This window comes from Streptomyces sp. NPDC051217 (assembly GCF_044455465.1).
In the GTDB taxonomy this organism is placed as follows: domain Bacteria; phylum Actinomycetota; class Actinomycetes; order Streptomycetales; family Streptomycetaceae; genus Streptomyces.
The window spans coordinates 224,831-246,446 of sequence record NZ_JBITEV010000008.1 but is presented as its reverse complement, the minus strand read 5'-3'; the positions used below and the strand labels follow the sequence as shown (position 1 = coordinate 246,446).

Below are 21,616 nucleotides of genomic sequence, written 5' to 3'. Positions count from 1 at the left end.
GAACGGGGAGGGGACGGGTATGCAGCCGCTCGACGCGGACGGGCCTCGCACCATCGGCGCGTACCGGCTGCTGGGCCGGCTCGGCGCCGGTGGCATGGGCCGGGTCTATCTGGCCAGGTCGGAGGGTGGCCGGACGGTCGCCGTGAAGGTCATCCACCCGCACCTCGCGCTGGACGAGGAGTTCCGGGCCCGGTTCCGCCGCGAGGTGGCGGCGGCCCGCCGGGTCGGCGGCGCCTGGACGGCGCCGGTGCTCGACGCCGACCCGGAGGCGGCGACGCCCTGGGTCGCCACCGGCTATGTCGCGGGCCCCTCCCTGACGCAGGCGGTGGCCGGTCACGGCCCGCTGCCCGCGGTGACGGTACGGGCGCTGGGAGCCGGGCTCGCGGAGGCGCTGGGCGCGGTCCATGAGCTGGGCCTCGTCCACCGCGACGTCAAACCGTCGAACGTCCTGCTGGCCCTCGACGGCCCCCGGCTCATCGACTTCGGCATCGCGCGCGCCACGGACGGCACCGCCTCGCTCACCTCCACCGGCGTCTCCGTCGGCTCGCCCGGCTACATGGCGCCGGAGCAGATACTCGGCAAGGGTGTCACCGGCGCGGCCGACGTCTTCTCGCTGGGCGCGGTGCTCGCGTACGCCGCCGCCGGGGTGAGCCCCTTCCCCGGTGACTCGTCCGCCGCGCTGCTCTACAAGGTGGTCCACGAGGAGCCCGAACTCGGCCTGCTGGACGGCGACTTGAGGGACCTGGTCGCGCACTGCCTGGCCAAGGACCCGGCCGCGCGGCCCGCTCCCGCGGAGGTCGCCGCGCGGCTCGCGCCCGCCCCCGGCGGGGCGGTCCTGCTGGTGGACGCGGGCTGGCTGCCGGATCCGCTGGTGCGCGAGGTCAGCCGGGCGGCCGTACAGCTCCTGGACCTGGAGGCCGCGGAGCCCGTACGGAGCGCTCCCGGGCAGCCGGTGCACTGGCCCACGCCGCCCGGTCCCAGCACGCCCCCCGGTCCCGACACGCCCCCGCCGACGGCCGGGCATCTGCCGACGGCCGGGCATCCGCCGACGGCCGGGCATCAGGCCCCGCCGCTCGGTGAGTTCGGGGCGCCCACGTACGACGCGCGAGCACAGCCGGCCGGCCCGCCCGGACCCCGTACGGCCGGCGGCAGTCCCCGGGACGGCCAGGACGCCCACGACCCCCGGATGTCCCTCTCGGTCACCGCGGGGCGCACCGGGCCGCGCCGCCGCAAGGTGAGCTGCACCGTCGTCCTCGCCGTGGCGGGAGCGCTGGCCGCCGTCACGCTGGGCGGGACGCTGCTCGTCGACCAGTTCGCGGACTCCTCCGACGCGAAGGACTCGGCGGGAGCCGACCGGAGCCCGAGCGCGTCGGCCACGAAGGACGCCGCCACCGGCGCGGTCGCGGAGGTGCCCGAGGGGTTCGTCGGAACCTGGAAGGGACCGACGACCGAGGAGAACGGCCTGCCGCACGGCGACTACACGGTCGAGATCACCGCGGGCGGCAAGGGCGACAAGGTGCTCCGCTCGACCAGCTTCCTCTCGCTGCTCGGAGTGGAGGCCAAGTGCTACGGCGTGGGCACGCTTGTCTCGGCCACCGCTGAGGAGATCCGGATCGAGGAGTCGACCGATCCCGACCGGGCCGGCGAGGCGGGGCTGTGCACGAACACGGAGGCCGCCGCGCTGACATTCACGCTCACCGACAAGGGCGATCTGAGCTTCGTCTCGAAGGAGGAGGCCGCGGGCAACCCGACCGGCACCCTGAGGAAGCAGTAGCCGGCGGAGGCGCGGCCGGTCCGCCCGGACCCCTGGCGTACGCTGGATCGGTCCGTAGATCCACTGATACACCGCCGAAAGGTGACGCCCCGGTGACCGAGAAGGCCGACCAGCAGTCTGTCCTCGACCGCGCTGCCGAGGGTGGCCGGATCACCCCCGAAGAGGCGCTCGACCTCTACCGCTCGGCGCCTCTCCACGCGCTCGGCTCCGCCGCCGACAGCGCGCGCCGCCTCCGGTACGCCGGCACGGAACACATCGCGACGTACATCATCGAGCGGAACATCAACTACACCAACGTGTGCGTGACGGCGTGCAAGTTCTGCGCCTTCTACGCGGCCCCCAAGGACACCGACAAGGGCTGGACCCGCGACCTCGACGACATCCTGCGCCGCTGCGCGGAGACCGTCGAACTCGGCGGCACCCAGATCATGTTCCAGGGCGGACACCACCCCGACTTCGGCGTGGAGTACTACGAAAAGCACTTCGGCGCCATCAAGTCCGCCTTCCCGCAGCTGGTCATCCACTCCCTCGGCGCGTCCGAGGTCGAGCACATGGCCCGTATCTCGGACGTCACCGTCGAGGAGGCGATCCGCCGGATCCACGCGGCGGGTCTCGACTCGTTCGCGGGCGCCGGCGCCGAATTGCTGCCGGCCCGGCCGCGTACGGCGATCGCACCGCTCAAGGAGTCGGGCGAGCGGTGGCTGGAGATCATGGAGACCGCGCACGGGCTCGGCGTCGAGTCGACGTCCACGATGCTGATGGGCACCGGCGAGACGAACGCCGAGCGGATCGAGCATCTGCGGATGATCCGCGATGTACAGGACCGGACGGGCGGTTTCCGGGCGTTCATCCCGTACACCTACCAGCCGGAGAACAACAAGCTGAAGGGCCAGACGCAGGCCACTCTCTTCGAGTATCTGCGGATGATCGCCATCGCCCGGCTCTTCCTCGACAACGTCGCCCATATCCAGGGCTCCTGGCTGACCACGGGCAAGGAGGTCGGCCAACTCTCCCTGCACTACGGCGCGGACGACCTCGGCTCGATCATGTTGGAGGAGAACGTCGTCTCCTCGGCGGGCGCCAAGCACCGCTCCAACCGGCTGGAGATCATCGACCTGATCCGTAAGTCGGGTCGGGTGCCGGCGCAGCGCGCCACGACGTACGAGCACATCGTCGTGCACGACGACCCGGCGGACGACCCGGTCGACGAGCGCGTCGTCTCGCACTTCTCCTCCACGGCGATCGCGGGCGGCACGGCGCACCCGGAACTCAAGCTGCTCGACGCCAACTGACCGGGTGGCACTGACGATTCACCGGGCGGACCTGCTGCTGCCCGGCGCCGGGCGCGCGCCCGTGCCGGGCGGCGCCGTCCTGGTCGACGGACAGAGCATCGGGGCCGTCGGCCCGTACGAGGAGGTGGCGGCGGCACGTCCCGCCGCCCGGGTCCGGCGGTGGCCCGGCGTCCTCACACCGGGGCTGTGCAATCCGTACGGTCCCGAACTGCTGGAGCGGGCCTACCACCCCGACCCGCGCGAGGCCGAGGAACTGGGCACCGAGCCGTTGACCGGCGCCGCGCTCGCCGCGCTGGAGATGACCGAGAGCCGCTGGGGGGCCAGCGCCCGGCGCGGTGTGCGGCGGATGCTGGCGCACGGGACCGTCGCGGTCGCGGGGACCCTGTGGCGGGAGACGGTGGCGGACGCCGTGGCGCGCTCGGGACTCGGCTCCGAGGAGCGGTTCGACGACCCGCCGGGCCCGCCGACGCTGGACCCTCTTGCGGCCGGCCGGCCGGTCGAGGAGGCCTTCGTGCTGCCGCCGTTGGGCTTCGAAGGCCGCCAGGCCGACTTCGCCGTGTTCGACGTGCCGGCCGACGGCGATCCGTACGCCGCGCTGGGGCGGGCGGGCGCGGCCAGTTGCGTGGCCACCGTCCTCGACGGGCGGCTCGTCCACCGACGTGCCTGAGCCCGTGCCGGGGGCGTACTGCTTCAATGGACGGGTGACCCGAGCCTCCCTGGACAAGCAGCCGCACGAAGTCGCCTCGATGTTCGACGACGTGGCGGCGAAGTACGACCTCACCAACGACGTGCTCTCCCTGGGGCAGGCGCGGCTCTGGCGCAAGGAAGTCGCGAGAGCGGTGAACGCCCGCCCCGCGCAGAAGATCCTCGACCTCGCCGCGGGCACCGCCACCTCCTCGATGCCCTTCGCCGCCACCGGCGCCTACGTCGTGCCCTGCGACTTCTCGCTGGGCATGCTGCGCGAGGGCAAGAAGCGCCACCCCTGGCTGCCGCTGACCGCCGGGGACGCGACCAGGCTGCCCTTCCGGGACGACGTCTTCGACTCGGTCACGATCTCCTTCGGTCTGCGCAACGTCCACGACACGGGCAGCGCGCTGCGTGAGCTGTACCGGGTGACCAAGCCCGGCGGGCAGGTCGTGATCTGTGAGTTCTCCCAGCCCACATGGGAGCCCTTCAGGACCGTCTACACGGAGTACCTGATGCGCGCGCTGCCGCCGGTGGCACGGAGCGTGTCCTCCAACCCGGACGCGTACGTCTACCTCGCCGAGTCCATCCGCGCCTGGCCCGACCAGCCCGGTCTCGCCGGTCTGCTCCAGAAGGCCGGCTGGTCGAAGGTCGCGTGGCGGAATCTGACCGGCGGGGTCGTGGCACTGCACCGGGGCGTCAAGCCTGCTCCAGCTGAAGCCTGAGCCGGAAGCGGTACGCCTTACGCTTCCCGACCGGGGTCACGAAGGTCTCCTCCAGGTCCATGCCGAGGCGCCGGGTGACCGCGACCGAGCGCTCGTTGCGGGCGTCGACCATCGCCACGACGGTGGGGACGCCCGCCGCCCGTACCCGCTCCAGCGTCGCCTGCGCGGCGGCCGTCACATACCCCTTGCCCCAGTACGCGCGGCCGAGCCGCCAGCCGATCTCGATCTCGCCGACCGGGCCGAAGGACGTGTGGGGCCATGGCTGCGCGCCGGTGAAGCCGATGACGTCGTCGTTCTCGTCGAGCATCGTCCAGAGGCAGAAGCCGTGTTCGGCAGCGTGCCCCCGCTGGCGGGCGGTGAACTCCTCGTACTCTGCGAGCGGCGCGGGGCCGCCGTGGAACTCCATGACGTCCGGATCGTCGAAGAGCCGGTGCCAGTGGCGCGCGTCCTCCTCGGTGGGAACGCGCAGCCGCACGACGGGGACCGGTCGGGTGATGTCGTTCAAGGTGGCAGCCCTTCAACTTGTCGATCTGTACGCACCCATAGACTGCACCTGTCCAGTGCCGAACATGTCCACAGCCGTCGGTACGCCATGAGGGGACCCGCCAGCCGGGTCCCACGAGTCTTCGGGAGATCCCGCTGTGACCGAGCCCCTCTCCGAACACACCGCGGATGTGATTGTCGTCGGGGCCGGCCCGGCCGGTTCCACCACGGCGTACCACCTCGCCAAGTCGGGCCTGGACGTACTGCTCCTGGAGAAGACCGCGTTCCCGCGCGAGAAGGTCTGCGGCGACGGTCTCACCCCGCGCGCCACCAAGCAGCTGGTGGGGATGGGCATCGACATCTCCGAAGAGGCCGGCTGGCTCCGTAACAAGGGGCTGCGGATCATCGGCGGCGGCGTACGGCTCCAGCTCGACTGGCCCGACCTGGCCAGCTATCCGGACTACGGACTCGTCCGCAAGCGCGACGACTTCGACGAGCAGCTGGCCCGGCAGGCGCAGAAGGCCGGGGCGCGGCTGCACGAGCGCTGCAACGTCGGGGCGCCGATCATCGACCCGCGCACCGGCCGCATCACCGGCGTCAACGCCAAGATGGGCGAGGAGAAGACGCCCGTCACCTTCCACGCCCCGCTCGTCGTCGCGGCGGACGGCAACTCCACGCGGCTGTCGCTCGCGATGGGGCTGCACCGGCGCGAGGACCGGCCGATGGGCGTCGCCGTCCGTACGTATTTCACCTCGCCCCGGCACGACGACGACTACCTGGAGTCGTGGCTGGAGCTGTGGGACCGGCGCGGGCCGCAGGACCGGCTGCTGCCCGGCTACGGCTGGATCTTCGGCATGGGCGACGGCACCTCCAACGTCGGCCTGGGCATTCTCAATTCGTCGTCCGCCTTCAAGGAGCTGGACTGGCGCGAGGTGCTCAAGGCGTGGTGCGCGTCGATGCCGGAGGACTGGGGCTACACCCCCGAGAACATGACGATGCCCATTCGCGGTGCCGCGCTGCCGATGGCCTTCAACCGGCAGCCGCACTACACCAAGGGCCTGCTGCTGGTGGGTGACGCGGGCGGTCTGGTGAACCCGTTCAACGGCGAGGGCATCGCGTACGCCATGGAGTCCGGCCAGATCGCGGCGGACGTCATCGTGCAGGCGCAGTCCCGGCAGACCCCGGGGCAGCGCGAGATGGCCCTCCAGCGCTATCCGCGGGTCCTCAAGGACACCTACGGCGGCTACTACTCGCTGGGCCGCGCCTTCGTGAAGCTGATCGGCAACCCGAAGGTCATGAAGATCGCGACACAGCGGGGGCTCACGCACCCGCTGCTGATGAAGTTCACGCTGAAGATGCTGGCGAATCTGACCGACCCGTCGGGCGGCGACGCGATGGACCGCATCATCAACGGTCTGAGCAAGGTCGCGCCCAAGTCGTAGCGGCCCCGGCCGCCGACCGCGTCATCGACGGTACGGCCGGATCTCACGCCTCGCCGTCGCCCTTGGTCCACTGCCGCAGGGCGGCGGCGTCGGCGAACCTGCCGACGTTCGTGTCCAGCGGGGTGTCCGTGTACTGGTGGAACTTCCACGCGGCCTTGATACGGGGCTTGCCCGGGGTCACGTAGTCCGCGATCCACAGCGCGTCGCCCGCCTCGCTCGTGGTGTCGCGATTGAGCCAGAAGTCGCGGTTGCAGTACAGCCCGACGCGGTGGTCGGCGCCGCGCAGCCGCCGGACCTCCGCCAGGAAGGCGTCCTTCGACGCGCACGAGACGTCCGCGTCCTCCCAGTCGGCGAACAGCGGGTCGCCCGCGCGCTCGGCGGCCTTGTCCACGAAGTATTTCGCCTGTGCCTTCATGCTGCCGGGCCGCAGGAAGTGGTAGAAGCCGACGACCAGTCCGGCCTCCCGCGCGTGCGCGGCCTGCGCGGTCATACGGGGGTTGATGTACGAGGTGCCTTCGGTCGCCTTGACGATGGCGAAGTCGAGGCCCTTCGTGGAGAACGACGAACTCTGGTACGACGCGACGTCGACGCCCTTGACGGTCATCGGTGGTGCCTCCTGCGCGGTGCGGGTGGGGGAGAGGTTCCGTTGTCTGTCCGATGCCCGCGATGCCGTGGGGGCACTCACGAACAGCCGGGTCCGCGGGGCCTGTTGGTGCACCCGCCCCGATACGCCCTTGTGCGCCGGAGCACGGCCGAGGGCCGTCGCTCCCGGGCGGGGGAGCGACGGCCCTCGGGTTGTGCGTGTCATGCGGGTCGTACGTACCGTGCGGAGGTGCCGTCGGTCAGAGGAGACGGACCGCGCCGCTCGGCGGGTCCCAGTCCAGCGTCTTCTCGACCACGCCCGTACCGGAGTTCTGCGCGCCGATGAACTTGCCGCCGCCGGAGTAGATCCCCACGTGGTACGCGCTGCCCGCGCCGCCCCAGTAGAGGATGTCGCCGGGCTGGAGGTTGTCCAGGGAGACCTGGGTGCCGGACGTCGACTGCGGCTGCGAGGTGCGCGGCAGGTCGACGCCGATCTGGCGGTACGCGGCCTGCACGAGGCTGGAGCAGTCCCACGAGCCGGGGCCGGTGGAGCCGAGGATGTACGCGTCGCCGACCTGGGCGCGCGCGAAGGCAAGGACGGCCGCCGCCGAGCCGGTGGCCTGCGTGGTGCCGTACGAGGTCTGGGAGGAGGAGCCGGAGGAGGCGGAGAGCGTCGTCCGCTCCTCGGAGCGCGAGGCACGCTCCTCGGCCGCCGCCTTGGCACGGGCGGCCTCGGCGGCCTTCTCCTTGGCCGCTGCCTCGGCCTTGCGCTCCGCGTCGGCCTTGGCCTTCTTCGCCACCTTCGCGGCGTGGGTCGCCGCGGCGTTCTCCTGCGCCTGGAGTTCGAGGTCGACCGCCACCTGCTGGGTGGCGTCGGCGGACTGCGCGACGCTGCCGGCGATGCCGGAGGTGAGCGTGGGCATCTCGATGGTCTCGGTCACCGGCTCGGCGTTGGCCGGAGCGGCGGCACCAGCCAGCGCGATGGTGCTGAGGACGCCACCGGCAACTCCGGACCGGATCGCGGTTTTCGACGCGCTTCGGCGGGGCTTCCGGTGGCTGGGTATGTGAGCGGTGTGGGACATGAGGACCATCGCTATCAGGGCTTTACAGTTCCCTTCAAGAAACGTGTGTTGCGCCACAGTTACGTTCGGAATAGATCAATCCGCTTAGTGTCGGCCCTTATTGACGCCGTAACGGTCATATCGGGCACTCGTGATCATGGCTGTGATCATAGGGTTTCGGTGAATCGCCCGGATTGCCCGCTGCTTACCATCCGTTCGCTTCAGTGGCCAAGCCCCACTTTCGAGAAGGTTGAGTGGAGTGGCGCAGGTCACAGAATGATGAACGCGCGATCTCCCCGGACGCTCATGGGCGCGCGCTCGTGAACACGTGCACGCGGTCCGCCGCGTCCGACCGGCTCCGCGCCCGTTCATGTCCCCGCCCCTCTCCGTCCACCTCCGTCCCGGGATCTCCCTCGGGCGGGTGGAGGACGCGCCTATCACCCGCCCGCGCTCTTCTCCAATTTGCTGCTCTCCGCGTTGTCTTGATAGAGCCGAGGGGCCTCCGACCAGCGGTAACTCTCCGCATTGTTACCTCAAGTGACCGATCGGACGCTGCCCGTTCGAAGATCCACCGGCCTTCCGACACATGATCGATCGTCAGGTGGTGGAGATCACAAACTCCTTGTCCCACCCCGTGTCGCAGATCACAGACCGGGAGGCATAGGATGCGGGACAGTCCGGCTTGTGAACTGCCTCACATACGCGTGATCTTCGTGGGGCGGCGACACAGAAGCTCGGTTGAGGACCAACGGTCAGGGACGACTGGAAGGAGCGAGGAGCGTGAATGCCTACGCGCCAATCCTCGTGCTCGGCGCTCTCGGTGCCGCGTTTGCGATCTTCTCCGTGGTGGCGGCCACGCTTATCGGCCCGAAAAGGTACAACCGGGCAAAACTCGAAGCGTACGAGTGCGGCATCGAGCCCACTCCCACGCCGGCCGGAGGTGGCCGCTTTCCCATCAAGTACTACCTGACGGCGATGCTCTTCATCATTTTCGACATCGAGGTCGTCTTCCTTTACCCCTGGGCCGTCACCTTCGACGCACTGGGGCTTTTCGGGCTCGTGGAGATGTTGCTCTTCGTGCTCACCGTCTTCGTCGCCTACGCGTATGTGTGGCGGCGCGGCGGTCTGGAATGGGACTAAAGGCGCGGAGGGGCAACCAATGGGACTCGAAGAGAAGCTGCCGAGCGGATTTCTGCTGACCACCGTCGAGCAGGCCGCGGGCTGGGTGCGTAAGTCGTCCGTCTTTCCGGCGACCTTCGGCCTCGCCTGCTGCGCCATCGAGATGATGACGACGGGCGCCGGCCGGTACGACCTGGCCCGGTTCGGCATGGAGGTCTTCCGCGGTTCGCCGCGCCAGGCGGACCTGATGATCGTGGCGGGACGGGTGAGCCAGAAGATGGCGCCCGTCCTGAGGCAGGTCTACGACCAGATGCCGAATCCCAAGTGGGTCATTTCCATGGGGGTTTGCGCGTCGTCGGGCGGGATGTTCAACAACTACGCGATTGTCCAGGGCGTCGACCACGTCGTCCCTGTCGACATCTACCTGCCGGGCTGCCCGCCGCGGCCGGAAATGCTGATGGACGCCATCCTCAAGCTCCACCAGAAGATCCAGAGCTCCAAGCTCGGGGTCAACGCGGAGGAGGCCGCCCGCGAGGCGGAGGAGGCGGCGCTCAAGGCGCTCCCCACGATCGAGATGAAGGGGCTGCTGCGGTGAGTGACGAGCAGCGATCCGGGAGTTCTCCGGAGAACGACCAGCCGGCCGGGGCCGGCATTCCGTCCGCGCGCGGACAGGCCTCCGAGGTCATCGGCGTGCGCAAGGGCATGTTCGGCACCGACACCGGCGGCGGCGACACCAGCGGGTACGGCGGTCTCGTCAGGACCGTGAGCCTGCCGGGCGCCTCCAGCCGCCCCTACGGCGGCCGCGACGGTGTCTTCGACGAGATCGCCGACGAACTCGAAGGCGCGCTGGAGGAGCAGGGCCTGCTCCCCGCGAACGCCATCGAGAAGACGGTCGTCGACAGAGGCGAACTCACCTTCCACATCGCCCGCGAGCATCTGGTCCAGGTGGCCAGGACCCTGCGCGACGACCCGGCGCTCCGCTTCGAGCTCTGTACGGGTGTGTCCGGCGTCCACTTCCTGGGCGACAAGGGCCGCGAGCTGCACGCCGTCTATCACCTGCGTTCACTGACGCACGGCCGGCTGATCCGCCTCGAAGTGTCCGCACCGGACAGCGACCCGCACGTGCCGTCCCTGGTCGAGGTCTATCCGACCAACGACTGGCACGAGCGTGAGACGTACGACTTCTTCGGTCTGATCTTCGACGGCCACCCCGCCCTCACCCGGATCATGATGCCGGACGACTGGCAGGGCTTCCCGCAGCGCAAGGACTATCCCCTCGGCGGCATCGCCGTCGAGTACAAGGGCGCCCAGATCCCGTCGCCGGACCAGCGGAGGTCGTACTCATGACCACCCCCCACGCAACTCCCCGTGCCACCACCGAGGGCACCGTCTACACCGTCACCGGCGGTGACTGGGACGAGGTCGTCGAGACCGCGGCCAGGTCGGACGACGAGCGCATCATCGTCAACATGGGTCCGCAGCACCCGTCGACGCACGGTGTGCTCAGGCTGATCCTGGAGATCGAGGGCGAGACCGTCACCGAGGCCCGTTGCGGCATCGGCTATCTGCACACCGGTATCGAGAAGAACCTCGAATTCCGCAACTGGACGCAGGGCACCACCTTCGTCACGCGCATGGATTACCTGACGTCGTTCTTCAACGAGACGGCGTACTGCCGCGCCGTGGAGACGCTGCTGGGTATCGAGGACGACATCCCGGACCGGGCGAACATCATCCGCGTCCTGCTGATGGAGCTCAACCGGCTCTCCTCGCACCTGGTCGCCATCGCCACCGGCGGTATGGAACTCGGCGCGACCACGATCATGATCTACGGCTTCCGCGATCGTGAACTGATTCTCGACGCCTACGAGTTGATCACCGGCCTGCGCATGAACCACGCGTACATCCGGCCCGGCGGCCTCGCCCAGGACCTTCCCCCGGGCGCCGTCGACCATCTGCGCGAGCTGCTGAAGACCCTGCGCAAGAACCTGCCGGAGTACGACGCGCTCGCCACCGGCAACCCGATCTTCAAGGCCCGTATGCAGGACGTCGGCTATCTCGACCTGGCCGGCTGCATGGCGCTCGGCGCCACGGGACCGATACTGCGTTCGGCCGGGCTGCCGCACGACCTGCGCAAGACCGACCCGTACTGCGGCTACGAGACGTACGACTTCGACATCCCGACCGCCGAGACCTGCGACGCCTACGGCCGCTTCCTCGTCCGGCTGGAGGAGATGCGGCAGTCGCTGCGGATCGTCGAGCAGTGCCTGGACCGGCTGGAGCCGGGCCCGGTGATGGTCGCCGACAAGAAGATCGCCTGGCCCGCCCAGCTCGCGCTCGGCCCGGACGGCCTCGGCAACTCGCTCGACCACATCAAGAACATCATGGGCACGTCCATGGAGGCTCTGATCCATCACTTCAAGCTGGTGACGGAGGGCTTCCGGGTCCCGCCGGGGCAGACGTACGCCGCCGTCGAGTCGCCCAAGGGCGAAATGGGCGTGCACGTCGTCTCCGACGGGGGCACGCGCCCCTACCGGGTCCACTTCCGCGACCCGTCGTTCACCAATCTCCAGTCCATGGCGGCCATGTGTGAGGGCGGCCAGGTCGCCGACGTCATCGTCGCCGTCGCGTCCATCGACCCCGTGATGGGAGGCGTCGACCGGTGACCACCACACCGAATTCCGAGGTCAGCCTCGGAATGCCCCAACTCCCCGCCCCCGACTACCCGGCCGATGTACGCGCCCGGCTGGAGACGGACGCGAAGGAGGTGATCGCCCGCTACCCCGACAGCCGCTCGGCCCTGCTGCCGCTGCTGCACCTCACGCAGTCCGAGGAGGGGTACGTCACCCGTACCGGCGTCCGATTCTGCGCCGAGATGCTGGGGCTGACCACAGCCGAGGTGACCGCGGTCTCCACCTTCTACTCGATGTACCGGCGCAAGCCGTCCGGCGACTACCAGGTCGGCGTCTGCACCAACACGCTCTGCGCGGTGATGGGCGGCGACGCCATCTTCGACGAGCTGAAGCAGCACCTGGGCGTCGGCAACAACGAGACCACCGAGGACGGCAAGGTCACGCTGGAGCACATCGAGTGCAACGCGGCCTGCGACTTCGCGCCGGTGGTGATGGTCAACTGGGAGTTCTTCGACAACCAGACCGTCGAGTCGGCGAAGCGGCTCGTGGACGACCTGCGGGCCGGCGAGCAGGTCACCCCGACGCGCGGCGCGCCCCTGTGCACATACAAGGAGACCGCGCGGATCCTCGCGGGCTTCCCCGACGAGCGCCCCGGCGCCGTCGACGCCACCGGGGGCGCCGGCCCCGCCTCGCTGATCGGCCTGAAGCTCGCCAAGGGCGAGGCGATCCCGGCCCGTACGCCGCGCCCGCGCGACGGAGCGGCCCCGCGGGACACGCCCCAGCCCGGCGCCGAGCACCTCAGCTCGCACGACGCGCCGCAGAAGACCGCCGCGTCCGACCCCGCGAACCCCGCGGGCCCCGCGGCCGAGGAGGGGGAGTGATGACCACCGCACCCGAGATGAGCGACACCGGCCCGGAGAAGCTTCTCTCTCCGGTCCTGTCCGCGTTCTGGGACCAGCCCGACGCGTGGACGCTGGAGACCTACAAGCGGCACGAGGGGTACGAGGGGCTGCGCAAGGCGCTCGCCATGACGCCCGACGACCTCATCGCGTACGTGAAGGACTCCGGTCTGCGCGGCAGGGGCGGCGCCGGCTTCCCCACCGGGATGAAGTGGCAGTTCATCCCGCAGGGCGACGGCAAACCGCACTATCTCGTCGTCAACGCCGACGAGTCGGAGCCGGGCACCTGCAAGGACATCCCTCTCCTCTTCGCCAATCCGCACTCCCTCATCGAGGGAATGATCATCGCGTGCTACGCGATCCGCTCGTCGCACGCCTTCATCTATCTGCGCGGCGAGGTCGTGCCGGTGCTGCGCAGGCTGCACGAGGCCGTACGTGAGGCCTACGAGGCGGGCTACCTCGGCAAGGACATCCTCGGCAGCGGGATCGACCTCGACATCACCGTGCACGCGGGGGCCGGCGCGTACATCTGCGGCGAGGAGACCGCGCTGCTGGACTCGCTGGAGGGACGGCGCGGACAGCCCCGGCTGCGCCCGCCGTTCCCGGCGGTCGCGGGTCTCTACGCGTGCCCCACTGTGGTGAACAACGTCGAATCCATCGCCTCGGTTCCCGCGATCCTCAACCGCGGCAAGGACTGGTTCAAGTCGATGGGCAGCGAGAAGTCCGCGGGCTTCACGCTCTACTCGCTCAGCGGCCATGTGGCCAGCCCCGGCCAGTACGAGGCCCCGCTCGGCATCACCCTGCGCCAGCTGCTGGACATGGGCGGCGGCATGCGGCCGGGCCACCGGCTCAAGTTCTGGACGCCGGGCGGCTCTTCGACCCCGATGTTCACCGACGAGCACCTGGACGTCCCGCTCGACTACGAGGGCGTCGGCGCCGCCGGATCCATGCTCGGCACCAAGGCGCTCCAGTGCTTCGACGAGACCACCTGCGTGGTGCGGGCCGTCACCCGCTGGACCGAGTTCTACGCCCACGAGTCCTGCGGCAAGTGCACACCGTGCCGTGAAGGCACCTACTGGCTGGTCCAGTTGCTGCGCGACATCGAGGCCGGCAAGGGCGTGCCCTCCGACCTCGACAAGCTGAACGACATCGCCGACAACATCAACGGCAAGTCGTTCTGCGCCCTCGGAGACGGCGCCGCGGCGCCGATCTTCTCCTCGCTCAAGTACTTCCGCGAGGAGTACGAGCAGCACATCACCGGCAAGGGCTGCCCCTTCGACCCGGCGAGGTCCACCCTGTGGGCCGACGGAAACGCGCACCTGGAGGTGAACGCATGACAGTCACCACCTCCGCCCCCACCGGCGGCGGCGAGGCGGCGGTCCCGCCCGAAGATCTCGTCTCGCTGACGATCGACGGCATCGAGATCTCGGTCCCCAAGGGAACCCTGGTGATCCGCGCCGCCGAACTCCTCGGCATCGAGATCCCCCGGTTCTGCGACCACCCGCTCCTCGACCCCGCCGGCGCCTGCCGGCAGTGCATCGTCGAGGTCGAGGGCCAGCGCAAGCCGATGGCCTCCTGCACCATCACCTGCACCGACGGCATGGTCGTCAAGTCGCAGATCACCTCGCCGGTCGCCGAGAAGGCGCAGCGCGGTGTGATGGAGCTGCTGCTCATCAACCACCCGCTGGACTGCCCGGTCTGCGACAAGGGCGGCGAGTGCCCCTTGCAGAACCAGGCGATGAGCGCCGGTCAGGCCGACACCCGGTTCGAGGGCAAGAAGCGGACCTTCGAGAAGCCCGTACCGATCTCCACCCAGGTGCTGCTCGACCGCGAGCGGTGCGTGCTCTGCGCGCGCTGCACCCGCTTCTCCAACCAGGTCGCGGGCGACCCGGTGATCGAGTTCCTGGAGCGCGGCGCGCTCCAGCAGGTCGGTATCGGGGTGGGCGACCCGTTCGAGTCGTACTTCTCCGGCAACACCATCCAGATCTGCCCGGTCGGCGCGCTGACCTCGGCGGCGTACCGGTTCCGCTCCCGCCCGTTCGACCTCGTCTCCTCGCCGAGCGTGTGCGAGCACTGCGCGGGCGGCTGCGCCACGCGCACCGACCACCGGCGCGGCAAGGTCATGCGGCGCATGGCCGCCGACGACCCCGAGGTCAACGAGGAGTGGATCTGCGACAAGGGGCGGTTCGGCTTCCGCTACGCGCAGCGGCTGGACCGGATCACCTCGCCACTCGTACGGAACGCGGACGGCGAGCTGGAACCGGCGAGCTGGCCCGAGGCACTTGAGGCCGCCGCCGCCGGTCTCGCCGCCGCGCGCGGCCGGGCCGCGGTCCTGAGCGGCGGCCGGCTGACGGTCGAGGACTCCTACGCGTACGCCAAGTTCGCCCGGGTCGCGCTCGACACCAACGACATCGACTTCCGCGCGCGCGTCCACAGCGCCGAGGAGGCCGAGTTCCTCGCCGCCCATGTCGCCGGTCACGGCATCGACGTGGACGGCAAGGGGATCACGAACACGACGCTGGAGAAGGCCCCGGCCGTCCTGCTCGTCGGTTTCGAGTCCGAGGAGGAGGCGCCCGGCCTCTTCCTGAGGATGCGCAAGGCCCACCGCAAGCACGGGCAGCGCAGCTTCTCCCTCGCCACGCACGCCACGCCCGGTCTGAAGAAGGCCGGGGGCACTCTGCTGCCCGCCGCGCCCGGCACCGAGACCGAATGGCTCGACGCGCTCGCCTCGCAGACCGGCCTCGAAGGCGCGGGCACCCGCGCGGCCGACGCCCTGCGCGAGAGCGGCGCGGTGATCGTCGTCGGCGAACGGCTCGCCGCCGTCCCCGGCGGGCTCACCGCCGCCGCCAGGGCCGCCACCGCGACCGGCGCCTCGCTCGTCTGGGTGCCGCGCAGGGCCGGTGAGCGCGGCGCGGTCGAGGCCGGCGCGCTGCCGACGCTGCTGCCCGGAGGCCGTCCCGCCACGGACCCGCGGGCCCGTGAGGAGGTCGCCGACGTCTGGCGCGTACGCGAACTGCCGCACCGCCACGGCCGGGACACCGGCCAGATCGTCGAGGCCGCCGTGACCGGCGAACTCGGCGCGCTGGTCGTCGCGGGCGTCGAGGTCGCCGACCTGCCGGACCCGCCGCGCGCGCGTGAGGCGCTCGCGGCCGTCGGCTTCCTGGTCTCGATGGAGCTGCGTCCCAGCGAGGTCACCGACCACGCCGACGTCGTCTTCCCCGTCGCGGCCGTCGCCGAGAAGGCGGGCACCTTCCTCAACTGGGAGGGCAGGGTGCGGATGTTCGAGGCGGCGCTCAAGCCCGAGCAGATGACGCGCCGGCTGGCCACGGACGACGCGCGGGTGCTGCACATGCTCGCCGACGCCATGGACGTCTCCCTGGCGCTGCCCGATCTGAAGGCCGTACACACCGAACTGGACCGGCTCGGCCACTGGGACGGCCCGCGCGCCGAAGGGCCCGTCGAGTCGTCGCGTCCGCTGCCCCGTCCGGGCGCGGGCGAGGCGGTTCTCGCCGGTCACCGGCTGCTGCTCGACCAGGGCCGGCTCCAGGACGGCGACGAGGCCCTGGCGGGCACCCGCCACGCGGCCGTCGCCCGGCTCTCCGCCGCCACGGCGGCCGAGACGGGCGTCAAGGACGGCGACGTCCTGGCCGTCACCGGCCCCGCCGGTACGGTCGAACTGCCGCTCAGCGTCACCGAGATGCCCGACAAGGTGGTCTGGCTGCCGCTGAACTCGGTCGGCGGCGGTGTCCTCGCGGACACCGGATCCCGGCCGGGCACGCTGGTCCGGATCGGCCCCGCCGAGGCACAGGCCCCGGCCGGCGCACCGGAGTCCGAAGCACCGGAGGTGCGCGCATGACCGCCCTCGCCCAACTCGGCGCGGCACCCGCGCAGAGCGTCCTCGCAGCCGAGGACCTCTCGATGTTCGGCACCGACCCGTGGTGGCTGGTGGCCATCAAGGCCGTCTTCTGCTTCGCGTTCCTGATGGTGACCGTGCTGATCGCCATCGTCTGGGAGCGCAAGGTCGTCGCCTGGATGCAGCTGCGCATCGGGCCCAACCGGCACGGCCCCTGGGGCATGCTCCAGTCGCTCGCCGACGGCATCAAGCTGATGCTGAAGGAAGACATCGTCGTCAAGCGGGCCGACAAGGTCGTCTACGTCCTGGCGCCGATCATCGCGGCGGTGCCCGCCTTCATGGCGATCGCCGTGATCCCCTTCGGGCCCGCGGGCAACGAGGTCTCGATCTTCGGCCACCGCACGACGATGCAGCTGACCGACCTGCCGATCGCGATGCTCTACATCCTCGCGGTCGCGTCGGTCGGCATCTACGGCATCGTCCTCGCCGGCTGGTCGTCCGGATCGACGTACCCGCTGCTCGGCGGTCTGCGCTCGTGCGCGCAGATGATCTCCTACGAGATCGCCATGGGCGCCGCGTTCGCCTCGGTGTTCCTCTACTCCGGGTCGATGTCGACCTCGGCGATCGTCGACGCGCAGGCCGACCGGTGGTACATCATCCTGCTGCCGGTCTCCTTCATCATCTACATCGTCACGATGGTCGGCGAGACCAACCGCGCGCCGTTCGACATGCCCGAGTCCGAGGGCGACCTGGTCGGCGGCTTCAACACCGAGTACTCGTCGATCAAGTTCGCGCTGTTCATGCTGGCCGAGTACGTCAACATGGTCACGGTCTCCGCCGTCTCCGCCACGCTCTTCCTGGGCGGCTGGCGGGCCCCGTACCCCATCTCCACATTCTGGGAGGGTGCGAACCACGGCTGGTGGCCGATGCTCTGGTTCATCATCAAGGTCCAGCTGCTGCTGTTCTTCTTCATCTGGCTGCGCGGCACGCTCCCGCGTGTGCGCTACGACCAGCTGATGAAGCTCGGCTGGAAGGTCCTGATCCCGGTCTCGGTCGTCTGGCTGATGCTGGTGGCCACCGTGCGTGCCCTGCGGAACGAGAACTACGATTTCCAGGACATCGTGCTCTATGTGGCCGGCGCCGTCATCGCGATCCTGCTGCTCTCCTTCGTCGCCGACATCTTCCGGGACAAGAAGGAGAAGGCCGCGGCCGCGGCCGAACCACCACCGCCCCCGTTCGATCCGATGGCCGGTGGATTCCCGGTGCCTCCGCTGCCGGGGCAGACCCTGCCGCCCGTGCCGCGCCGGCGCTCACGCGGTGAGCGCGAACTGATTGTCAGTGGCGGGGTCAATACTGAGAGTGATGGAAAGGAGGCTGACGGTGCCTGACAACGCTTCCAAAGGTTCGAAGGGGGACGACCCCGGCGCGCGCCGGCTGAATCCGGTCGCCGGCTTCGGCGTGACCTTCAAGGCCATGTTCAAGAAGCGGCTGACCGAGCAGTATCCGGAGACGGAGAAGGTGACGGCGCCGCGCTTCCACGGCCGCCATCAGCTGAACCGTCATCCGGACGGCCTGGAGAAGTGCATCGGCTGTGAGCTGTGCGCCTGGGCCTGCCCGGCGGACGCGATCTATGTCGAGGGCGCTGACAACACCGAGGAGGAGCGCTACTCCCCGGGCGAGCGTTACGGCCGCGTGTACCAGATCAACTACGCCCGCTGCATCCTGTGCGGACTCTGTATCGAGGCGTGCCCCACCCGGGCGCTCACGATGACCAACGAGTTCGAGCTGGCGGACAGTACGCGCGAGAGCCTCATCTACACCAAGGAGCAGCTCCTCGCCGGTCTGGAGGAGGGCATGGTCGAGTCCCCGCACTCGATCTTCCCCGGCACGGACGAACAGGACTACTACCGGGGCCTGGTGACCGAAGCCGCCCCCGGCACGGTCCGGCAGGTCGCCTTCACCAAGGACGGGCGCTCGCAGGAAGGCGCCTCCGACTTCGGCGAGGGCGAACCGGCGTCGAGGAAGGTGATCGGCGGATGAACACGCTCGCCGCTTCCCTCACCTCGACCGGCGAGGCCGTCCAGTTCTGGATCCTCGGCACCGTCGCCGTGATCGGCGCGCTCGGCACCATCCTGATGAGGCGGGCCGTGCACAGCGCGCTCTGTCTCGCCGGGACCATGATCATCCTGGCGGTCTTCTACCTGGCCAACGGGGCGTACTTCCTGGGCGTCGTGCAGATCGTCGTCTACACCGGCGCGATCATGATGCTCTTCCTCTTCGTGGTCATGCTCGTCGGCGTCACCGCCGCCGACTCGCTCACGGAGACGATCAAGGGCCAGCGCTGGTGGGCCGCCGCCTGCGGGCTCGGCTTCGGTGTCCTGCTGATCGCCGGCATCGGCAATGCGTCGCTGACGACCTTCACCGGACTCGGCGTCGCCAACGCCGGGGGCAACGTGGAGGGCATCGCCGCCCTGCTCTTCACCAAGTACGTGTTCGCCTTCGAGATCACCGGCGCCCTGCTGATCACGGCCTCCGTCGGCGCGATGGTGCTCACGCACCGCGAGCGCACCGAACGGGCCCTGACCCAGCGCGAGATGTCCGAGCAGCGGATCCGCAGCAAGCACGTACCGCCGCTGCCCGCGCCCGGTGTCTACGCCAGGCACAACGCGGTGGACATCGCCGGTCTGCTGCCCGACGGCACCGCTTCCGAGCTGACGGTCAACAAGACGCTCAAGGACCGCGGCCAGATCCGGGACGTGTCCGGCGAGGCCATGGCCGACCTGAAGGCGCTGGAGCAGCGGTCGAGCGAGCGCCTCGGCCGCGGGGACCGCCGGGACCGCGAGGATGGGGTCACCAAATGAATCCGGTCAACTACCTCTATCTCGCCGCCCTGTTGTTCACCATCGGCGCGGCCGGAGTGCTGATCCGGCGCAATGCGATCGTCGTCTTCATGTGCGTCGAGCTGATGCTCAACGCGTGCAACCTCGCATTCGTCGCCTTCTCCCGGATGCACGGCAATCTGGACGGCCAGATCATCGCCTTCTTCACGATGGTCGTCGCCGCAGCGGAAGTCGTCGTCGGGCTCGCGATCATCGTGTCGGTGTTCCGTTCGCGCCACTCGGCCTCGGTCGACGACGCCAGCCTGATGAAGCTCTGAGGGGTCGCTGAATCGTGGAGAATCTGATTGCGCTGCTCATCGCGGCGCCCCTGCTCGGAGCAGGTCTACTGCTGTGCGGCGGGCGACGCCTGGACCGGGTGGGGCATCTGCTCGGCACGGTCCTGGCGGGCGCCTCCTTCGTGATCGGCGTGGTGCTGTTCGCGGACATGCTGGGCAAGGGCGGCGAGGAACGCGCCCTGCACCAGCACCTGTTCAGCTGGGTGCCCGTCGAGAGCTTCCAGGCGGACATCGCCTTCCAGCTCGACCAGCTGTCGATGACGTTCGTGCTGCTGATCACCGGCGTCGGCACCCTGATCCATATCTACTCCATCGGGTACATGGAGCACGACGAGCGGCGTCGCCGCTTCTTCGGCTATCTGAACCTGTTCCTGGCGGCGATGCTGCTGCTCGTCCTCGCGGACAACTACCTGCTGCTGTACTTCGGCTGGGAGGGGGTCGGCCTCGCGTCGTACCTGCTCATCGGCTTCTGGCAGCACAAGCCCAGCGCGGCCACGGCGGCCAAGAAGGCGTTCCTGGTCAACCGCGTCGGCGACATGGGTCTGTCGATCGCGATCATGCTGATGTTCACCACCTTCGGCACGTTCGCCTTCGGGCCCGTCCTGGAGTCCACCGGTGAGGCGAGCGACGGCACGGTCACGGGCATCGGCCTGATGCTGCTGCTGGCCGCCTGCGGCAAGTCGGCGCAGGTGCCGCTCCAGTCGTGGCTCGGCGACGCGATGGAGGGCCCGACCCCGGTCTCGGCCCTGATCCACGCGGCGACGATGGTGACCGCGGGCGTGTATCTGATCACCCGCTCCGGCGCGATCTTCAACGCGTCGCCGGACGCCCAGCTGGTGGTCGTCGTCGTCGGAGCGGTCACGCTCCTCTTCGGTGCGATCGTCGGTTGCGCGAAGGACGACATCAAGAAGGCCCTCGCGGGCTCGACGATGTCCCAGATCGGCTACATGATCCTGGCCGCGGGCCTCGGCCCCATCGGCTACGTCTTCGCGATCATGCACCTGGTGACGCACGGCTTCTTCAAGGCGGGGCTGTTCCTCGGCGCCGGCTCGGTCATGCACGGCATGAACGACGAAGTGGACATGCGCAAGTACGGCGGCCTGCGCACGTACATGCCGGTCACCTTCGTCACCTTCGGTCTCGGCTATCTCGCGATCATCGGCTTCCCCGGTCTCTCCGGATTCTGGTCGAAGGACAAGATCATCGAGGCGGCGTTCGCCAAGGGAGGCACCGAGGGCTGGATCCTCGGCGCCGTCACCCTGCTGGGCGCGGCCCTCACGGCGTACTACATGACGCGCGTGATGCTGATGACCTTCTTCGGCGAGAAGCGCTGGCAGCCCGACGCCGAAGGCAACGAGCCGCACCCGCACGAGTCGCCCAAGTCGATGACGATCCCGATGATCGTCCTGGCCTTCGGCTCGGTCTTCGCGGGCGGTCTCTTCTCGCTGAACGAGTCGTTCGTGAAGTGGCTGGAGCCGGTCACCGAGTTCGACCACGGCCACTCGCCGATCAGCGCGGCGGCCGTCACCACGTCCACGGTCGTGGTGCTGCTCATCGGTGTCGGCGCCGCGTATCTCCAGTACGGCCGCAAGCCGGTCCCGGTCGTCGCGCCGCGCGGCTCGCTGCTCACCCGCGCCGCCCGCCGCGATCTCCTCCAGGACGACTTCAACCATGTGGTCCTGGTCCGCGGCGGCGAGCACCTCACCCGCTCGCTCGTGTACGTCGACCACACCCTGGTCGACGGTGTCGTCAACGGCACGGCGGCGTCGTTCGGCGGGCTCTCCGGCCGGCTGCGCAAGCTGCAGAACGGCTACGCCCGCTCCTACGCGGTCTCGATGTTCGGAGGTACGGCAGTGCTCATCGCCGCGACCCTGCTGATGAGGGCGGTGTAATC

Annotated in this window: 20 protein-coding genes; 17 read left to right on the top strand and 3 right to left on the bottom strand. The window is 69.7% G+C overall.

All coding sequences use genetic code 11. From position 1 onward, the window contains the following. Positions 1 to 19: 19 nt before the first annotated feature. From ACIBBB_RS20245 to ACIBBB_RS20230, 4 genes are all read left to right on the top strand, one after another. Complete coding sequence (locus ACIBBB_RS20245; RefSeq protein WP_398983775.1) at positions 20 to 1,774, top strand: serine/threonine-protein kinase; 1,755 nt, start codon at positions 20 to 22, stop codon at positions 1,772 to 1,774. 92 nt (positions 1,775 to 1,866) lie between these two features. Next, positions 1,867 to 3,066, top strand: a complete 1,200-nt coding sequence (gene mqnC / locus ACIBBB_RS20240; protein ID WP_398983772.1) for a cyclic dehypoxanthinyl futalosine synthase — start codon at positions 1,867 to 1,869, stop codon at positions 3,064 to 3,066. Positions 3,067 to 3,076: 10 nt separating this feature from the next. Beyond that, entirely contained in the window at positions 3,077 to 3,733 is a 657-nt protein-coding gene (locus ACIBBB_RS20235; RefSeq protein ID WP_398983957.1) for a hypothetical protein, read from the top strand. A 34-nt stretch (positions 3,734 to 3,767) separates the two neighbouring features. Then, positions 3,768 to 4,475: a demethylmenaquinone methyltransferase gene (locus ACIBBB_RS20230; RefSeq protein ID WP_398983770.1), complete on the top strand. Its 708-nt coding sequence runs from the start codon at positions 3,768 to 3,770 to the stop codon at positions 4,473 to 4,475. On the opposite strand, the gene ACIBBB_RS20225 is transcribed toward ACIBBB_RS20230, so the two are convergent. Next, positions 4,450 to 4,971 carry a GNAT family N-acetyltransferase gene (locus ACIBBB_RS20225; RefSeq protein ID WP_398983955.1) on the bottom strand — a complete coding sequence of 174 codons (522 nt, stop codon included), beginning with the start codon at positions 4,969 to 4,971 and terminating at the stop codon, positions 4,450 to 4,452. The two genes, ACIBBB_RS20230 and ACIBBB_RS20225, sit on opposite strands and share 26 nt — an antisense overlap. Before the next feature lie 145 nt (positions 4,972 to 5,116). Here ACIBBB_RS20225 and ACIBBB_RS20220 point away from each other — a divergent pair, with 145 nt between their 5' ends. Further along, a complete protein-coding gene (locus ACIBBB_RS20220) occupies positions 5,117 to 6,400 on the top strand; it encodes a geranylgeranyl reductase family protein (protein ID WP_398983768.1) in 1,284 nt (427 codons plus the stop codon). Between the two features lie 43 nt (positions 6,401 to 6,443). On the opposite strand, the gene ACIBBB_RS20215 is transcribed toward ACIBBB_RS20220, so the two are convergent. Both ACIBBB_RS20215 and ACIBBB_RS20210 read right to left on the bottom strand, forming a co-directional pair. After that, entirely contained in the window at positions 6,444 to 7,004 is a 561-nt protein-coding gene (locus ACIBBB_RS20215; protein WP_398983766.1) for a glycoside hydrolase family 25 protein, read from the bottom strand. 238 nt (positions 7,005 to 7,242) lie between these two features. Then, complete coding sequence (locus tag ACIBBB_RS20210; protein WP_398983764.1) at positions 7,243 to 8,064, bottom strand: C40 family peptidase; 822 nt, start codon at positions 8,062 to 8,064, stop codon at positions 7,243 to 7,245. 759 nt (positions 8,065 to 8,823) lie between these two features. Between ACIBBB_RS20210 and ACIBBB_RS20205 the strand changes: the two genes are divergently transcribed. From ACIBBB_RS20205 to nuoL, 12 genes are read left to right on the top strand one after another with little or no spacing between them, the layout of a single operon-like run. Beyond that, positions 8,824 to 9,183 carry an NADH-quinone oxidoreductase subunit A gene (locus tag ACIBBB_RS20205; protein ID WP_023539436.1) on the top strand — a complete coding sequence of 120 codons (360 nt, stop codon included), beginning with the start codon at positions 8,824 to 8,826 and terminating at the stop codon, positions 9,181 to 9,183. Positions 9,184 to 9,202: 19 nt separating this feature from the next. Beyond that, positions 9,203 to 9,757, top strand: coding sequence for an NADH-quinone oxidoreductase subunit B family protein (locus tag ACIBBB_RS20200; RefSeq protein WP_006133126.1), 555 nt, complete (start codon positions 9,203 to 9,205; stop codon positions 9,755 to 9,757). Positions 9,758 to 9,813: 56 nt separating this feature from the next. Beyond that, complete coding sequence (locus ACIBBB_RS20195; protein WP_398983953.1) at positions 9,814 to 10,509, top strand: NADH-quinone oxidoreductase subunit C; 696 nt, start codon at positions 9,814 to 9,816, stop codon at positions 10,507 to 10,509. Continuing rightward, positions 10,506 to 11,828, top strand: a complete 1,323-nt coding sequence (locus ACIBBB_RS20190) for an NADH-quinone oxidoreductase subunit D (RefSeq protein ID WP_398983761.1) — start codon at positions 10,506 to 10,508, stop codon at positions 11,826 to 11,828. The genes ACIBBB_RS20195 and ACIBBB_RS20190 overlap by 4 nt, the downstream gene beginning before the upstream one ends. A gap of 32 nt (positions 11,829 to 11,860) precedes the next feature. Continuing rightward, entirely contained in the window at positions 11,861 to 12,676 is an 816-nt protein-coding gene (gene nuoE / locus ACIBBB_RS20185) for an NADH-quinone oxidoreductase subunit NuoE (protein ID WP_398983951.1), read from the top strand. Then, on the top strand, positions 12,676 to 14,031 hold the full coding sequence (gene nuoF / locus ACIBBB_RS20180; protein WP_398983759.1) for an NADH-quinone oxidoreductase subunit NuoF: 1,356 nt from the start codon (positions 12,676 to 12,678) through the stop codon (positions 14,029 to 14,031). The genes nuoE and nuoF overlap by 1 nt, the downstream gene beginning before the upstream one ends. After that, on the top strand, positions 14,028 to 16,550 hold the full coding sequence (locus ACIBBB_RS20175; RefSeq protein WP_398983757.1) for an NADH-quinone oxidoreductase subunit G: 2,523 nt from the start codon (positions 14,028 to 14,030) through the stop codon (positions 16,548 to 16,550). Before nuoF ends, ACIBBB_RS20175 begins: the two co-directional genes overlap by 4 nt. After that, complete coding sequence (gene nuoH / locus ACIBBB_RS20170) at positions 16,547 to 17,935, top strand: NADH-quinone oxidoreductase subunit NuoH (protein ID WP_398983755.1); 1,389 nt, start codon at positions 16,547 to 16,549, stop codon at positions 17,933 to 17,935. The genes ACIBBB_RS20175 and nuoH overlap by 4 nt, the downstream gene beginning before the upstream one ends. Continuing rightward, positions 17,910 to 18,587 carry an NADH-quinone oxidoreductase subunit NuoI gene (gene nuoI / locus ACIBBB_RS20165; protein ID WP_398983753.1) on the top strand — a complete coding sequence of 226 codons (678 nt, stop codon included), beginning with the start codon at positions 17,910 to 17,912 and terminating at the stop codon, positions 18,585 to 18,587. The genes nuoH and nuoI overlap by 26 nt, the downstream gene beginning before the upstream one ends. Then, positions 18,584 to 19,408 (top strand): NADH-quinone oxidoreductase subunit J, encoded by an 825-nt coding sequence (locus tag ACIBBB_RS20160; RefSeq protein ID WP_398983751.1) that lies wholly within the window; start codon positions 18,584 to 18,586, stop codon positions 19,406 to 19,408. The genes nuoI and ACIBBB_RS20160 overlap by 4 nt, the downstream gene beginning before the upstream one ends. Beyond that, positions 19,405 to 19,704: an NADH-quinone oxidoreductase subunit NuoK gene (nuoK, locus tag ACIBBB_RS20155; RefSeq protein WP_023539425.1), complete on the top strand. Its 300-nt coding sequence runs from the start codon at positions 19,405 to 19,407 to the stop codon at positions 19,702 to 19,704. The genes ACIBBB_RS20160 and nuoK overlap by 4 nt, the downstream gene beginning before the upstream one ends. Before the next feature lie 14 nt (positions 19,705 to 19,718). Then, the gene (gene nuoL / locus ACIBBB_RS20150) at positions 19,719 to 21,614 is read left to right on the top strand and encodes an NADH-quinone oxidoreductase subunit L (protein WP_398983749.1); all 1,896 of its coding nucleotides are present in this window, start codon (positions 19,719 to 19,721) and stop codon (positions 21,612 to 21,614) included. Positions 21,615 to 21,616 lie beyond the last annotated feature (2 nt).

Coding starts and splice junctions, on each gene's coding strand:
- nuoE (WP_398983951.1), top strand. CDS start 11,861: ATGCCCCAACTCCCCGCCCCCGACTACCCGGCCGATGTACGCGCCCGG.
- ACIBBB_RS20175 (WP_398983757.1), top strand. CDS start 14,028: ATGACAGTCACCACCTCCGCCCCCACCGGCGGCGGCGAGGCGGCGGTC.
- ACIBBB_RS20210 (WP_398983764.1), bottom strand. CDS start 8,064: ATGTCCCACACCGCTCACATACCCAGCCACCGGAAGCCCCGCCGAAGC.
- nuoI (WP_398983753.1), top strand. CDS start 17,910: ATGGAAAGGAGGCTGACGGTGCCTGACAACGCTTCCAAAGGTTCGAAG.
- nuoF (WP_398983759.1), top strand. CDS start 12,676: ATGACCACCGCACCCGAGATGAGCGACACCGGCCCGGAGAAGCTTCTC.
- ACIBBB_RS20200 (WP_006133126.1), top strand. CDS start 9,203: ATGGGACTCGAAGAGAAGCTGCCGAGCGGATTTCTGCTGACCACCGTC.
- ACIBBB_RS20190 (WP_398983761.1), top strand. CDS start 10,506: ATGACCACCCCCCACGCAACTCCCCGTGCCACCACCGAGGGCACCGTC.
- ACIBBB_RS20245 (WP_398983775.1), top strand. CDS start 20: ATGCAGCCGCTCGACGCGGACGGGCCTCGCACCATCGGCGCGTACCGG.
- ACIBBB_RS20215 (WP_398983766.1), bottom strand. CDS start 7,004: ATGACCGTCAAGGGCGTCGACGTCGCGTCGTACCAGAGTTCGTCGTTC.
- nuoH (WP_398983755.1), top strand. CDS start 16,547: ATGACCGCCCTCGCCCAACTCGGCGCGGCACCCGCGCAGAGCGTCCTC.
- ACIBBB_RS20160 (WP_398983751.1), top strand. CDS start 18,584: ATGAACACGCTCGCCGCTTCCCTCACCTCGACCGGCGAGGCCGTCCAG.
- nuoK (WP_023539425.1), top strand. CDS start 19,405: ATGAATCCGGTCAACTACCTCTATCTCGCCGCCCTGTTGTTCACCATC.